The organism is Maribellus comscasis, assembly GCF_009762775.1.
Classification (GTDB): domain Bacteria; phylum Bacteroidota; class Bacteroidia; order Bacteroidales; family Prolixibacteraceae; genus Draconibacterium; species Draconibacterium comscasis.
Window position 1 is genome coordinate 4,764,880 of the sequence record NZ_CP046401.1, and the last position, 15,976, is coordinate 4,780,855.

A 15,976-nucleotide genomic window follows, 5' to 3' on the forward strand; every position below is an offset into this window, starting at 1 on the left:
ATGGTAAGGTGTATTTTATATGGATTATTGCAGATAAACGTAAAAAAGATGTATAATCTATTTTGTTAATGTTTTTAGTTTTTTAATCAATTGCGGAAATTCATCCAGTTTCTTTTTTATGATTTCAATGTCAAAAGTCTGAAGCCCGATATTTAGTTCGTCACAATATTTGCTTACAGGTTTACACGATTTCTGGAAAGCCATTTCTGAAAGCTTCCTGTTGAATTCCTCAATTTCGTAAATAATTAGATTATCTTTTATGTTTTGCCAAAATGGGAAATGATTATTTTCGATTTCCAGGATTACTTCAGGAAGCGCTTTTTCAAAATCAGTTAATGGTTCTTTAATTTCATCTTCGTTGCTTTTTTCCGGCAGTATGGGAACCGTGTTGCTATAGCTTAAATGTTTAAATAGAATGGAATCGACCTCCTTTTTAAAGACGGGTTTTTGGAGGTATCCGTCAAACAATTGATCTATTCTGTCGTTTTTTTGTTTTATTGTAGAGGCTGTAAAAGCAATGACAGGAATTTTTAAAAGTTTTTCGTCATTCTTTATGACTTCAGTAACATCATATCCACTCATTCCCGGCATTCGGATGTCCATAAAAATAATATCAGGTTTTTCATTATTCAATTTGGCCAAAGCTTCTGCACCATTTTGGGCTTCGATATATGTTGCATTTTTTGAATTAATCAGTTTTTTTAACACCACTATGTTGTAATTAATATCGTCAACAATCATTATTTTACAGGGGTCGAGTGTTGCGTTCGGTTTATATTCTACATTTTCCGATTCGTCGTGTTCTGAATTGTCAATTTTAACGCTGTTAAAAGTAAGTGTAAAAACGGTACCTTTTTTTGGGGCACTTTTTAATGAGATGGTCCCATTAAGTTTTTTTAACAGGCCGCTAACAATCGCCAATCCAAGCCCCGTGCCTTCAAAATCGCGGTTGTTTTGTCCACTTTGCTGAGTGAAAGAATCGAAAATATTTTTTTGCTGGTCTTCTTCTATCCCAATTCCGGTGTCTTCGATTACTATATTAAGGTTTACTTCATCTTTTGCGCTTGTTCTCATTGCAAAGGCTGAAACATGGACAAATCCTTTTGACGTAAATTTAATGGCATTGCTAATCAGGTTAAAAATAATCTGGTAGAATCTAAGTTCATCCATGTAAATAAATTCAGGAACCGAAGCATCGGTGCTGATTTTAAATGAAAGCCCTTTTTGTTCTACTTTTTGATGAAATACCATTTTTATATCATTAATAATTTCATGGTAGTTCATTGGCTGCAATTCAATATCCATTTTACCCGACTCTATTTTTGACAAGTCAAGAATATCATTAATCAGATTTAGCAGGTTCTTCCCACTGGTTAAAATTGTACTTAAGTATTCTTTGTGTTGTTCAATTTTTGTGTCTTCAAATAACCACTGGCTAAAGCCTAAAATGGCATTGAGCGGTGTGCGTATCTCGTGGGAAACATTGGCCAGGAATTCAGATTTTGATTTTGAAGCCTGCACAGCCTTGGTTTTTGCAATCATCAGCTGTTTTTCATTTTCACGAGATTCGGTCACATTTCTAATGATAACAAGTACTTCGTGGCTATTGAGTTTTACCATTCTTGCTTCATAAAACTCAATAAAGTTTACTCTGGGGTCTTGGAAATCGAACTGATATGCACCATTTAAAAGACATTCTTTTATCGCTTTTTGGAATGCTTGCGCAATTTTTTCGTTAAAAACATTATTGACTAAATCGTTTGAAGAATCGTTCAGTTTGGCGAATAAGTGAAATTTTTGCGATGATTTAAAAGATTTAATATTACCATTTTTGTCGATTTGTATAATTACATCAGGAATTGAGTTGATGATGATCCGGTTTTCGCTTTCGCTTTTTATTAATTCTGAGTTTATCTTGTTTCGATGAAAGGCGTTTGAAATAATGTTTGAAATGGTTTTTAATAGTTCAATTTCTGATTTTGTCCACTTTCTCTGCGAATTGCATTCGTCGAAACCGATAAATCCAAAAATTTTATGGGAAGCAATTAGTGGAAAAGCAACAATTGATTTTATGTCCTGGGGTGCAAGAATATCATAAATATCTCTTGGGAGCTCTTTTATATTTTCCGAGAAAATTATTTTATCTTTCTCCAAACGATCTTTCCACGAAGGAATTACAGAAAAAGGAACATTCTGTAGCTCTTTTATTTGTGGTTTTATTCCCTCGGCGCACCATTCAAAAGTATTACTTGTAGTTTTTCCCTCGGCACTGTTTTCAAAAATGTAAGCACGGCTAACATTAACGTGTTGACCTATAATGCGGAGAGTTTCATTTGTTTTTTTATCAAAGTCTTCAAATGAATTATAATTTAATGATATTCTGGAAAGTATTTCCTGCTGTTTCAGGTTATGTGCAATTTCCTGTTCAAATAATTTACGCTCAGTAATATCAAGCATTACTCCACGAACACCTATGGTGTTTTCCTGTTCATAAATGGGGGAAATATAAGTGAGTACCGGAAAGATTTCCCCGCTCTTTTTTACAGCATTATATTCATTAGAGATTGTTTCTCCATTTTCGTAAACTTTGCGGATATCCTGTCGAACCAGTTCCTGTTCCTGGCGCGGAAAGATATCAATAATACTAAAGTTGTTTTTTAAAACTTCCTCTTTTGAATATCCAAACTTATCAATGGCATATTGGTTTGCATAAGTAAGGAGCCCTTTTGAATTAACCTCACAAATCATTTCAGGAAGAAATTCCGATAGTTCACGGTATCTCTTTTCACTTTTTTCAAGATTAATTTGTGCATATTTTTGAGATGTAATGTCATGGGCTACAACAATTACTTCGCTAAAAGTACATTGTTTTTCGGCCTTCATAGATTGAGCGAAATTTTCAAGTGATAGTTGTTTTTGAAAACATGATTTACAATCTTCGCTCGAAAAATGTACGTTCAATCCCATCCAGATTGTTTTGTTGTATTTGTTGATTACCGGAAACTCATAATAACTAATACAATTTCGTTTTAAAAATTCTCTTGTAAAATGCGTTTTTATTTTATTTTTGAATTCGTCGGGGAGGAGATCGTATATATTTTGTCCAACTACTTCCGATCTTTTTATACCCAGTTTTTGAGTAACGACCATATTGGCAAAAATGATGTTTCCTTTTAGGTCAAGTCGAAATATCATGTCGTTAATACTTTCAACAAGAAACTCATAATCCTTTTCAGCTTCCAAAAGTTTTTCTGTTCGCTGTTTTACCTGATGTTCCAGGTTTTTATTTAGAGAGATTAATTCCTGGTTTGAATGGTACAACTCCAGCGATTTTGCTTCAAGTAATTTTTCGGCTTCGATTCTTGCTTTTTGTTCTCGTTCGAGTCTGCGTTTTAAAAGGTTAATTTCTGAATTCATATTTTTTTTATTTGGAAACGAACATTTGAATTGTCATTTTTTAATGGTTGAACTTTAGTTTCAGCGTTTGTTTGAAAATATGATAATGAGCCTTTGATAAGTCCTTCTGCAAAAAAAGCCAATTTTCGGCTTGATTTGTATATCAGTTCAATTTCTTTGTCATTTATTCTTTTGTATGTAAAGGATGGTAATTCAGCCTCGGGATATAGTTTTTTTACTTCAACATGGACCGTACTATCCAAATGTTCAAGAAATTGAAAAATATCGTTAAATTCCGAGATGAATTCAGAATACTTTTGTTTAAAAATATTAAAAGCATATTCGCCGAAACTAAGATGTAATTTTTCAACTGAGATCCCTGTCTTTTTTTCCAGTTCCGTGCAGAGCGCAATCAGCTCGCTGTAAGGATAAGTTCCAACGGATGTATATACGCCCTTGCTTTTAAGATTTGATGCGATTATTATTTCGTCAACCATTTGGTAACCAAATCTATCTTCAACCAAATCAAGCAGCATTCTAAATACGATTCCCTTCATAGCTTATGGTGTTTTTTGTCCCAGTTATTGGTTTTTTAAGAGGTTTGTTTAAAACTAAAAGAACTAATCGGAATTTTTTGACACACTTTTGAAATTCTGGTTTTGAAAATAGTTAAACTAAGTCTAAGTGCAAAATTTTTAAGTAACCTTTTGTTTTTCAGTTGTATATGTAAGTGTTTTGTGTTTTTCTTCCACAAACAACCTAAACAACTTGAAATGTCAAAAATATTTTTCTGATGTTAATATAAATACTTATTTTGTATCAAATTATAAAAGGAACACAGAATCTGTCTAAATAAGGAATCTTAATTAACTCAAAAATACAATAACAATGAAAATTTCTGTAGTTGGAACGGGGTATGTAGGCTTGGTTTCCGGAACCTGTTTTGCTGAAACGGGAGTAAATGTAACTTGCGTAGATATAAATGAGCGCAAGGTTGAAATGCTGAAGGAAGGACATATCCCGATTTATGAACCCGGTTTGGAAGATATTTACAAAAAGAATGTTGAAAAAGGGAGGTTGGTGTTTACAACTAACCTGGAGGAGAGTTTGAAAGATTCGGATGCCGTTTTTATTGCTGTTGGAACTCCACCTGATGAGGATGGAAGTGCTGATTTGAAATACGTCATTGGAGTAGCGCGTGAAATCGGGCGTACTATGGATCATTATATGGTTGTTGTAACAAAAAGTACGGTTCCGGTGGGTACATCGGTGAAAGTAAAAAATGCAGTACTTGAAGAACTGGAAAAACGTGGTGAAAAAGTTCCGTTTGATGTAGCTTCAAACCCGGAATTTTTGAAGGAGGGAAGTGCTGTTGATGATTTTCTGAAACCCGACAGAATTGTTATCGGAACCGATTCTGAAAAGGCACAAAAAGTGATGAAGAGGCTGTATAAACCATTTTTGTTAAATGGTCACCCCATTTTATTTATGGACATAACCTCTTCGGAAATGACCAAGTATGCGGCAAATTCGATGCTTGCAACAAAAATTAGTTTTATAAACGATATCGCAAATCTTTGTGAAATTGTTGGTGCCGATGTTGATTCGGTAAGAAAAGGGATCGGCTCAGATGTAAGGATTGGCACAAAGTTTATTTACCCCGGAACCGGTTATGGTGGATCCTGTTTTCCAAAGGATGTACAGGCGCTAATAAGAACAGCTGATGAGAATGGTTATTCGCTTGAGATTCTTAAAGCCGTTGAATCGGTGAATTACCGTCAGAAAGAGGTTTTGTATGGAAAGATAAAACGTCATTTTAATGGCGACTTAAAAGGAAAGAAATTTGCTGTTTGGGGTTTGGCTTTTAAACCCAAAACCGACGATATGAGGGAAGCTCCCTCGTTGGTTATAATTGATAAATTACTGGAAGAGGGTGCAAAAGTTATCGCTTACGATCCTGTTGCGTCGGAGGAAGGAAAAAGAATACTGGGAGACAAGATAGAATTTGCCAAAGACGAGTATGACGCATGTATTGATTCTGACGCCTTGGTTTTGGTAACAGAGTGGCCTGAGTTCAGATTGCCAAATTTTAGGGTACTGCGGAAACTTTTGAAAAATAATCTGATATTCGACGGCAGAAATATATATGATCCGGAAGAATTAAATGAAATGGGATTTACATATTATGCCATTGGTCGAAAACCAATAATCAATTAAATTATGAAACGAATTTTAGTAACCGGAGGAGCTGGATTTGTAGGCTCGCATCTTTGTGAATACCTTTTAAATCAGGGAAATGAAGTAGTTTGTTTGGATAATTATTTTACAGGGAAAAAAGAAAAAATTATCCACTTACTTGACAGTAAATATTTTGAATTGGTACGACATGATGTTACAATGCCTTATTATATAGAGGTTGATGAGATTTATAATCTGGCATGTCCTGCATCGCCGGTTCACTACCAGTATAACGCTATTAAAACCATAAAAACATCAGTGATGGGAGCCATTAATATGCTTGGGCTGGCTAAACGAACAAAAGCTAAAATTCTTCAGGCCTCAACCAGTGAGGTTTATGGCGACCCGGAATTGCATCCGCAGCCCGAAACCTATTGGGGACACGTAAACCCGATAGGGATCCGCTCTTGTTATGATGAAGGAAAACGTTGTGCTGAGTCGCTGTTTATCAACTATCACCAGCAAAATGATGTAAGGATAAAGATTATCAGGATTTTCAATACTTACGGGCCCAAAATGGAACCCGATGACGGAAGAGTCGTGTCGAATTTTATTGTGCAGGCTTTACAGGGAAAAGATATTACTATTTTTGGCGATGGAAAACAGACCCGTAGTTTTCAGTATGTGAGTGATTTGGTTGAAGGAATGACTCGGATGATGTCGACTGAGGATTCTTTTACAGGGCCAGTGAATATTGGTAATCCGGGTGAATTTACAATGTTGGAATTGGCACAGGAGATCATTCGAATTACAGGGACAAAATCGAAAATAATTCATTTGCCCCTGCCCAAAGATGATCCGACACAACGCCAGCCCGATATTACTTTGGCAAAAGAAAAATTAAATGGGTGGCAACCCAAAGTTCCTTTAAAAGAAGGATTGGAGAAAACGATAACATATTTTGACAATTTATTGAAAAAAGAATCAACTATAAGTTGATCCCGGACTTATCAATCAGTTTGAAAGTAATCCATTTAGTAAATGAATTTAAAAACAGAGGAATCTATACCAACCGTTCTAGTTGTTGATGATACCCCCAATAATGTTAAAATTATAGCCTTAACGTTACGGCCACTAAATTATAAACTGGTAATCGCAACCAACGGCAAAAGTGCAATCGAGATGGTTGATAAAACTCGTCCCGATCTTGTTTTGCTGGATGTTATGATGCCGGAGATGGACGGGTATGAAACTTGTCGTATAATTAAATCAAAAAGCGAAAATGAAAATCTCCCGATAATTTTTTTAACGGCATTAAGCGACAAAGAAAATACAGTGATGGGGTTTGAAGCCGGGGGGGTTGACTATATTACCAAACCATTTAATAAAAATGAACTAATAATCAGAGTAAAAACACATCTTGAATTAAAGCACACACAGGATTCGTTGCGAAAAACAAGCCAACATCTTTCTGAGCTTAATGCCTTAAAAGACAAGATGTTCTCAGTGATTGGACATGATTTGCGTTCGCCGTTAGGTAGTGTAAAAATGACTCTGGAATTTCTTTCTCAAACTGCAGGCAATACTACTGGCGATGAGTTTAAATCGACAATTGACTTGTTGGTGAAAACTACCGACGAAGTATTTAGTTTGCTTGAAAACCTACTTGGTTGGGCAAAATCTCAAAGTGGTAATCTGGTTTTGGTAAAAGAAGAAGTGGATCTTAATGATCTTGTTGGTAGTCTTTATTTGCTTAATAAGGGAAACCTAAATTTAAAAAACATTGAGTTCTCAACGCATGTCGACGAAGACGCCAAAGTGTATGCAGATCTGAATACTTTAAAGGTCGTAATCCGAAATCTGTTGTCAAACGCTATTAAATTTACACCTGATAAAGGAAAGATCAGTATAAATGCATCGAGGATTGAGAAAAAGGTAAAAGTTGAAATAAAAGATACGGGAGTAGGAATACCAAAGGAAAATATTCCAAAATTGTTCGATCAAACCCAACACCTGACAACTTACGGTACCAACCGCGAGTCGGGTAGCGGCCTGGGATTGCTCCTGTGTTTTGATTTCCTGTTGAAAAATGACGGAGAAATCTTTGTTGAAAGTGAATTAGGAAAAGGAACGACTTTCTCTCTGTTACTCCCTGTTGCCGAATAGTCAGACAATATATTTTACGAGGACCAAAATCAATCAGTAGAAACATTATGTAGTTTTGTCATAGTACTTGTGGTTATGGGACGCATTATCGGCCCAGTTGGTGATAGTGGTATGAAAGTCGCCGACGATTCATTTTGGCGTTATTTGTATTTTATCTGAATTTAGTTTGAAAAGGGCATTTATTTACAGACAGAAACCATCAGAAAGAAAGTAAAAAAGAATCTGATTAGATTAGGTGTTTTTTATAAATTTTACTGTTTTTGCAATTCCCTGGTCGTTTGTAAAACGCATGAAATAAATTCCCTTATTCATATTATATTCCTCTAGATTTATTGTCGGATTTCCAAAATGTAATTCATTGTAGTCTCTTGTATAATAGATGATTCCTTGCATGTTGATGATCTCTATTTTATAATTGAACGCCCAATCTTGAGGAATATCAACTGTTAATTTATTTTGTGCGGGATTGGGATAAAGTACCAAATTCTTATCAGAAATACTTTCTTCAATAGTTGCAGATGATGTCGTTACTGAGTAGGACTCAGATTGAACGCTCTTTTCTTCCATAAAAGAACTATCCTCACTCTCTTCGGCATATCCATAAAGTATAATCTCGTTAACAGCTGCATAAACACTTTCACTCATAGTTAATCGAATGTATCTTGTTGCTATATCTGTTTCGTGTATTTTCCATGTTTTGTATTTATTACAAGATTCGGTAAATAAAGCTTGCCAGTTACCAGGTTCTCCATATGATATTTCCAAATTGGCAACATTGTTCATGTCATGCAACGCAATTTCAGTGATATTGTATACCCGGCCTAAATCAAGGTAAACACTGTAGGGAGCATTGTTCATGTTCCAATACGGTTTCCATGATTGACTTGTTGGATGTTCATCGTTTTCAATTACAATATTTTGCTCATCAACCAAAAAATCTGCAGAATAGACGCTACCTCCATCAACGAGGTCATATATCATGCTACCTGATAATTGAATTTGTTCAGAAACTAAGGTATTCTCTACTACTACTTCATAGCCATAAATAATAATTTCATTCACTGCTGCATAAACACTTTCGCTCATGGTTAATTTAATGTACCTTGTTGCAACGTCTGTTTCGTGTGTTTTCCATGTTTTGTATTTGTTGCAGGATTCAGTAAAAAGCGCTTGCCAGTTGTCTGGTTCACCATAGTATACTTCCAGGTTGGCCACATTATTCATATCGTGTAATGCTATTTCAGTGATATTATACACTTTTCCTAAATCGATATATACACTATACGGAGCGTTGTTCATATTCCAATAGGGTTTCCATGATTGGCTTGTTGGGTGTTCATTGTTCTCTACTGAAGAATCTTGTTCATCAACCAAATAATCTGCCGAATAGACACTACCTCCTTCAACCAGGTCTGTAATCATACTGCTTGAAAGCCTAATCTGTTCTGAAACGGGCACAGTGTCCTCTGTTGTAGTACCTTCATCATACTCAGAATATTCGGGACCTCCGGGAGCACCAATGTTCCCGTAAATAGCTAAAGAATTTGCTGATAGTGAGTAGTCATTGTTAGCAATATCGGTAAACGCAATTTCTTCAATAGTTTCTAAACTATTGTCGGAATCAACAAAATTAGTATCGTTTCCTGAGTTATTGTTGAAAAATGTGATATGTGTGTCGTACTGATTATTTGTTATACTTATAAAATTAATTTCATTACGATTTTCAATTACTTCACCGTCATGTGTTTGGCTAAAGTAGTTGCCCGAAACTTCAATAGCAGCAGTTGAATCAGTAAAAAGTCTGTTGTCGATGTACATACCCTTTGAATCAGCAATGTAGTTGTTCGTATAGGTGTTATTCCCATTTCCCAGAGAGATTATTCCGTAGGAAGGAGCTCCTATTAAAATATTGTTATAAACATTGGCTGCTGAGTTATCGCCAATTTGAAGAATGTTTTCCTGGTAAAGAGTACTGTCATTACCTGTTGATAAAAGAGTATTATTGTAGATTTCAATATCCTCTACCATATTGGCAATTTGAATGGCTTCCCTGCCCGTATTTCTAACAATGTTGTTATAAATTTTTACATGTTTAAACTCCATGCCCGGACTTTTGGTTTCACCCAGATACATTCCCTCTGTTACGTTTTCAATAAAACAGTCATGAATAACTAAATCGGAAAAAACCGGAACAGGTGATGGTGGATTACCGCCATAATCTTTCTTGGCATAAATTCCAAAAAAGCCGTCGTGGCTAATTTTTACAAATTCTGCTTCACAATCAGAACTCAACTCAGAAAAGGCTAATCCACAACTTTTTGCTGATAACAGAAAACCATATTTATAACCTGGATGTCCTGCTCCGCTAACTTTTATGTATTGGCAATTTTCGAAAGTAAGAGCACCCCATGCTGTTTCTGAGTCAATATTAACCTGACCACCTGAATTGATAATTACTAAGGGGTTTTCTGCGCTTCCGCTAAGGTATTGGAATTTTAATGCATGGGTTCTGTTGGCTGAAATAAAAATGGTGTCACCGCCTTGTGGCAGGTTATTCCAAGTTTCAGTATTTACATAATAGGAGGCATTCTCATCAATGTAAAATGGTTTTGTTGAATTTATATCGTTTGCTAAAACAGTGGTTGGGATTAGATTGGCTAAAAAAAATCCAAAGAAAAAGTAAGATCTAAAAAATGAAAACAGTGATTTCATACAATCTGGTCTTAAAGAAATACTAGTTATTAAAATTGTAATGAAAGATAGGTATTTAGCTGGAGAAGTATACAAATTTTGAAGGACCCGATTGCTGATTTTTGGGGTAACAAATGCCTAAATTTGTTAAAAGTGTGTTTTCGAACTTTTTGTTATTGGCAAATTATTTCTTCTATCCCCGCTTCGCTCTTTCCCATTTTACCGACTGATTCCCTTTTATATATCTTTTAAATCCCAGAAAAACAGAGAGGTTCATAATAAAGAAATAGTAGGGAACAAAAAGTATTTTCACTTTAATTTTTCGGTTTTCGAGGAACCAACCGGTTAATGCCATTATATAAAAAAGTACCTGTCCGAAAAAAAGCAGTGTATAAATATTACTGATTTCCATTCCTGAATTGACAGCTAAAATAAGATTCACAGGAATAATTAGTAATAACAAAAGAGGAGTAAGAGTCCATCGCAAAACACGATGAGATATGTATTGAAAAGATAACGTTCCATATCTAAAAATATTAAGAAGAGGATAAAGACGAACCACTGACTGTATTCCTCCCGCTGAAATACGCACTTTTCTTTTCAATTCTTCTTTTACATTGGCTGATGCTGTTTCGATAGCATAGGCATTGGGATTATACTGAATAGTGTGCCCAGACATCGCTACACGGAGAGAAATTATAAAATCATCCAGCAAAGTGTCTTTTTCCACTTCCTGCCAAAGTTCGGTTCGGATGGCAAAGAGTTCGCCTGCTGCACCCACAACCGAGTATAATTCTGCGTCCCATTTTTTTAAGGTCGATTCATATTTCCAGTACAAACCTTCACCAGCTCCGGCTGCTGCATCAGCATCTTTGCTGTAAATGCGTTTTTCTCCTGAAACACAGCCAACTTTGGGATTTCTGAAAAGATTTACCATTTCTCTTATTGAATCTTCTCCCAGGTTTGTGTTTCCATCGGAAAAAATTACGATTGGGGTTTTTACAAATTGCATCCCTCTGTTCATTGCTCCAATTTTACCTCCCCGTTCGTCTAAATGATAAACCTCAACTCCTGCATATTTCCTTAGCAAATCAGGGGTTCCGTCATCAGAACCATCGGTTACCCAAACGTGTTTTACTTTTTCTTTTGGATAATTCAGACTAAACGAATTTTTAACCTTTTCATCGACATAGTCTTTTTCGTTATACGCAGCAACGAACAAGGTAACTTCAGGCTCGTAATCTTCATTTTCAGAATATGGTTTTGACAATCCTAATGCTCTTCTGGTTTTTATAATGGCATATAATAAAATACCGTAACCCAGATACGAATAGAAAATAATAAATAGTGCCAGCCAGAATAGTATCTCCAAGGTTTTCATAAGGACTTATTTTGAAGGTTTTACTTTTTCCCAGGAATTTGTTTCCAGATTAAATTGTTTGATTACACGAGCCGGATTCCCTACTGCTACTGAAAATGGCGGAATGTCTTTGGTTACTACACTGCCTGCTCCCACCTGGCTCCGTTTTCCAATAGTTACGCCAGCAACAACCACTGAATTGGCCCCAATGTGAGCTTCTTCTTCAATTGAGGTTGGTTTAATATCAAGTGGCTGAGCACTTGAGTTTTTAGAACCGTCGGCATAACCATGATTAAAACCAGCTACAAATACATGTTGCCCTAGTCCCGAGCCATTTCCCATGGTAACAGGGCCAATGATCACTGAGCCAATACCAACACGCACCCGGTCACCCAAAATAACATCTCCTGAACCATTGTTTACGGTACAAAAATCTTCAATGGTTGTAAGCGCTCCAATTTCAAAACGATTCCACGGGAAAACATCAATTCTTGAGCGACGTCTTATTCTGGCACCTTTCCCCTTTTTGTGTTTTATTGGATTTAAAAACCAGCGTACCCAAAGACGAGGTCTTGGATTTCGTTTCGGAGCGATGGTCCACAAAACAAAGCTTTTAAGTTTCGGATTTGATTTTATCGCAGTTATAAAATTCATTTGTCTTGCATTATAAATTTAGTGCTGTACCAATATGATTTAGGATTTTTAATTCCAAATGCTTCTCTCACTCCTCCAAAATTTTCCTGTAGACTGTGAAGACCTGGTGCAGCGTTTATTTCAATCACAGAAGGTCCGTCTTTTGTATAGGCTATATCCCAACCAACATATCCTATACTTTCGTTCTTTTGGGCCGCGACTAAAACAAAATCTTTGATTTCATCCCAGAATGGAATTTTATATCCATCAAACTTAAAATTTGTATCGGGGTGATGGTCAGTCTTTTCAAATAGTCTGGATGTAGCGTACGAAGCTAGTTCTCCTTTTTCGGGATTGATTCGGCAAACATATCCTTTTTGACTGGCATTATCAATCTGTTTTCCCCCGTGCCCCATTCTTAGAAGTGCAAACAAAAACTTTGCTTCACCATTTTTTACTTCAGTGTAGGCCCTGATTGTATTAATCGATTTGGGGTATATTTTATTGATTTCCTCATGTTGTATCAGCCCTTCCTGAACCAGATAGTTATCTTTTTTACCAAGGGTTTTTTTAATGAACTCAGCACTTAACTGATTTCCTTCCTCATCGGTAAAAATTTTATTTTTGTTAAAAACCATAATTCCTTTTCCACCCAATCCCATTGTCGGCTTCATAAAAAGTTTTTCAGCTTTGGTTTTTTTTATGAGGTCATTTACTTCATCATCTGAGAGGATTGACTTGTTATGACTATAGAATCTGCCATTTTTATATTGAAACAAAAGATTGGGTTGTCGGATATCCATCGATTTTAATACCTGGTATGTCAATTCTTTGTCTTCGGATACCATAAGATATTCGGTAAAGAATTTTGGAAAAAAAAGGTAATATGCAAAAAAGTTTGGAATATAATCTTTCATCTCTTCGATGCTTAATGTGCAAGATTTTAGGTACATACCATACCGTATGTATTGAAATGGATAGCACCCCCAATACTTTTGTAAGATTTTCATTTCCCTTCTCATAAGGTTTTTGGGCTTTTTATCCTTGTGGGATTCAAAAAAACTGTATTCGTTTACATACAATTTTTTGTAATGGCTTCTGGTATTTTTTTCTGCTATCTTTTTCCAGATCCAATAAAAATTACTCTTCATGCCCATAGCTCTGTCTTTTTATTTTGTAATTGTAATTTTAACATATTTATCTAACTCTTCAATGCCCGATTTCCTTGATTTTGTCATACATCAAATTCACGCAAGTTGTCCAGCTATGATTGTTTCCCGTTTGAATTCTTTTAACTCTTTTCTCCTCTGTGTCCGAATTCATAATAAGATCAATATTTTCTAAATAATCTTCAAGTGTTTCTCCTAACATAACAGTGTCTTTAAACCATTTCATAGCTTTTGTTTTGGTCGCTATCGTAGGTATTCCCATCGCAAGGTATTCATCAATTTTTCGGGGGTAATTCCCAATGGTGGCTTTTGTTAATTGTTGCGGATTCATAGCAATTGTGAAACCTTTTATATATGAAGGTAAAGTTTCAGGAGGCCTGGGTCCCAGAAAAGTAACATTTGAAATGTGATGCAATTCAGTTTTTTTAAATGATTCATTTTCAGGCCCGACTAACACGATTTCAAAATCAGGTTTTGCTTTAGCGATTCCTGCTATTAAGTTAACGTCCAATCTTTTGGTCGAGAGGTAACCAACATAGCCAATAATTGGTTTGTCTATTGATTTTAATTCTTCTGATACTTCCGTTCTATCGGGTTGATAAATTGACACATCACAACCTTGTCCAACCATAAAGCTGTTCTCATTATATTTTCTCGCATATTCTTCATAATAAAGCGAATTGGTAAAAACAATATCCGACTTTGCTATTAAATATGGTTCCATTTGAAGTCCATGCTTACGCCAGTAAGGAACAATTAATAAGTTATCTCTTATATAATAAATCGAGAGCTTTGGATTCAACAATTCTTTTAGGGAAAATCCTAAAAACATATGTTGGTCATTGAATAACAAAATATCTTTAAATCCTAACTCGTAAGTTGCTTTCTTTATCGAAATGGCCAGTTTCTTGTTGTTCTGTTTGTTTATCATTTTAAACAAGAAACCTGGAAACGAATTACTTGGATGGATATAAGTTGCGGGAGTGAGATTAAACAGATTTTCGTTGATTTGTTTTATGGAAAGGGAAGGGTTTTTTATAACAGCTTTTCTGTTTTTTACAATTTTATTGTCTGAGTTCTTCCAGGCTTCCAAATAGCTGATAGGAATATTGACAAATAGTACTCTGTTGTTTTTCGAGAATTCTTTCGCAATATCTTTGCAGTTACTTCCGATCTCAATATCCCAGGGTTGGATTCCAATGACCACTATATCCTTTCCTTTTATCATAACTTAAGATTTTAATTCCTCGTAAACTTTTTCATAAATATCCAAATAATTTTCAGCCATTTTTTTCCAGGTAAATCCTTTCGCACGTTCAATACCTCTTTTTTCCAAGTCCTTCTTCAACGCTTCATTTTGTATTATTTTTTGAATAGCACCTGTAATTTCTTCTGATTTATACGGGTCAACAATCAACGCCGCTTCTCCTGCAATTTCAGGCATGGAAGAAGTATTTGACGTAATTACCGGTACACCGCAAGCCATCCCTTCCAAAATAGGAATTCCAAAACTTTCACGTAAGGATGGATACAGGAATACTTCACATTGATTGATAATGGCAGGCAGGTCAGTATTTACAACATACCCTGTCAAATGAATGTCTTTTCTTGTTTCCGGATGCCCAATATCTTTCAGAATATTTTGAAGTGCTGTCTCCTCATAATCAAGCATTACCAATTTGTATTTGACTTCACTTTGTTTATTGAATTCAGCGAAAGCTTTTAAAACGTTAGGTGTATTCTTTTTTGGGTCTGTATTTCCAAGGAAAAAAAGAAAACGATCAGGAAGTTTATATTTTTCTTTAGCAGAAGCAAGTATTTTTTCGTCGGTAATTTTTTTAAAGTGCTCGCCAACTCCATTGTATATCGCTACCAGGTTTTCGCCAAGCCCCATGAAGTTTTTAATTCGTTCTTTTTCAAAATTGGAAACAGTAGATACACGTTTACTTTTTCTTACCACCGGGGGCACAACAAAACGCCGGTACATGTTGCCTGCTTTTTGATACCATGTTCCGGCCTTTTTGAAAATGCTAATACTTTCCAGATAAATAATATCATGTAAAATAGTAATCAAAGGTACTTTTGACCAAATGGGGCCTGTGTTGCTTGTGCAATGCAAAATATCGCAATTTTCTTTGTAGGCTGCCTTCGGAAGAGCTATTTGTTCCCAGGTGGGGTAGGGGCCACCTCCTAACTCTACTATTTTGAAATTTGGCGCATCCGGAATACAGGTGTTGTCAACATCGGGTTTTACAAAAATAATATATTCATTTTTTTTGTCGATGAGTTGCAGGTTCTTTATGAGCTCCAGTGCAACCATATCCATCCCGTGTTTCTTTTTTCTGTAGAGTCGTTGCCCTTCAATACCTATTTTCATAATGGG

General features: G+C 35.6%; 11 protein-coding genes. 3 read left to right on the forward strand and 8 right to left on the reverse strand.

The genetic code is table 11. From position 1 onward, the window contains the following. Positions 1–57: 57 nt before the first annotated feature. A complete protein-coding gene (locus GM418_RS19015; protein WP_158868826.1) occupies positions 58–3,417 on the reverse strand; it encodes a PAS domain S-box protein in 3,360 nt (1,119 codons plus the stop codon). Continuing rightward, entirely contained in the window at positions 3,414–3,953 is a 540-nt protein-coding gene (locus GM418_RS19020; protein ID WP_158868827.1) for a heme NO-binding domain-containing protein, read from the reverse strand. The genes GM418_RS19015 and GM418_RS19020 overlap by 4 nt, the downstream gene beginning before the upstream one ends. Before the next feature lie 331 nt (positions 3,954–4,284). Between GM418_RS19020 and GM418_RS19025 the strand changes: the two genes are divergently transcribed. The 3 genes from GM418_RS19025 to GM418_RS19035 are packed head-to-tail and all read left to right on the forward strand — an operon-like array spanning position 4,285 to position 7,740. Then, complete coding sequence (locus GM418_RS19025; protein ID WP_158868828.1) at positions 4,285–5,613, forward strand: UDP-glucose dehydrogenase family protein; 1,329 nt, start codon at positions 4,285–4,287, stop codon at positions 5,611–5,613. Positions 5,614–5,616: 3 nt separating this feature from the next. After that, entirely contained in the window at positions 5,617–6,573 is a 957-nt protein-coding gene (locus GM418_RS19030; protein WP_158868829.1) for a UDP-glucuronic acid decarboxylase family protein, read from the forward strand. A gap of 42 nt (positions 6,574–6,615) precedes the next feature. Next, positions 6,616–7,740 (forward strand): hybrid sensor histidine kinase/response regulator, encoded by a 1,125-nt coding sequence (locus GM418_RS19035; protein WP_158868830.1) that lies wholly within the window; start codon positions 6,616–6,618, stop codon positions 7,738–7,740. Positions 7,741–7,971: 231 nt separating this feature from the next. Here GM418_RS19035 and GM418_RS19040 read toward each other — a convergent pair whose 3' ends face one another. From GM418_RS19040 to GM418_RS19065, 6 genes are all read right to left on the reverse strand, one after another. Next, positions 7,972–10,452 carry a discoidin domain-containing protein gene (locus tag GM418_RS19040; protein ID WP_158868831.1) on the reverse strand — a complete coding sequence of 827 codons (2,481 nt, stop codon included), beginning with the start codon at positions 10,450–10,452 and terminating at the stop codon, positions 7,972–7,974. A 172-nt stretch (positions 10,453–10,624) separates the two neighbouring features. After that, positions 10,625–11,812, reverse strand: a complete 1,188-nt coding sequence (locus tag GM418_RS19045; RefSeq protein ID WP_158868832.1) for a glycosyltransferase family 2 protein — start codon at positions 11,810–11,812, stop codon at positions 10,625–10,627. A gap of 6 nt (positions 11,813–11,818) precedes the next feature. Beyond that, positions 11,819–12,445 carry an acyltransferase gene (locus tag GM418_RS31880; RefSeq protein WP_158868833.1) on the reverse strand — a complete coding sequence of 209 codons (627 nt, stop codon included), beginning with the start codon at positions 12,443–12,445 and terminating at the stop codon, positions 11,819–11,821. Continuing rightward, positions 12,442–13,341 (reverse strand): sugar-transfer associated ATP-grasp domain-containing protein, encoded by a 900-nt coding sequence (locus GM418_RS19055; protein WP_158868834.1) that lies wholly within the window; start codon positions 13,339–13,341, stop codon positions 12,442–12,444. The genes GM418_RS31880 and GM418_RS19055 overlap by 4 nt, the downstream gene beginning before the upstream one ends. Before the next feature lie 292 nt (positions 13,342–13,633). Next, positions 13,634–14,821 (reverse strand): glycosyltransferase, encoded by a 1,188-nt coding sequence (locus GM418_RS19060; RefSeq protein WP_158868835.1) that lies wholly within the window; start codon positions 14,819–14,821, stop codon positions 13,634–13,636. A gap of 3 nt (positions 14,822–14,824) precedes the next feature. Further along, positions 14,825–15,970, reverse strand: coding sequence for a glycosyltransferase family 4 protein (locus GM418_RS19065; protein WP_158868836.1), 1,146 nt, complete (start codon positions 15,968–15,970; stop codon positions 14,825–14,827). Between the last annotated feature and the right edge of the window lie 6 nt (positions 15,971–15,976).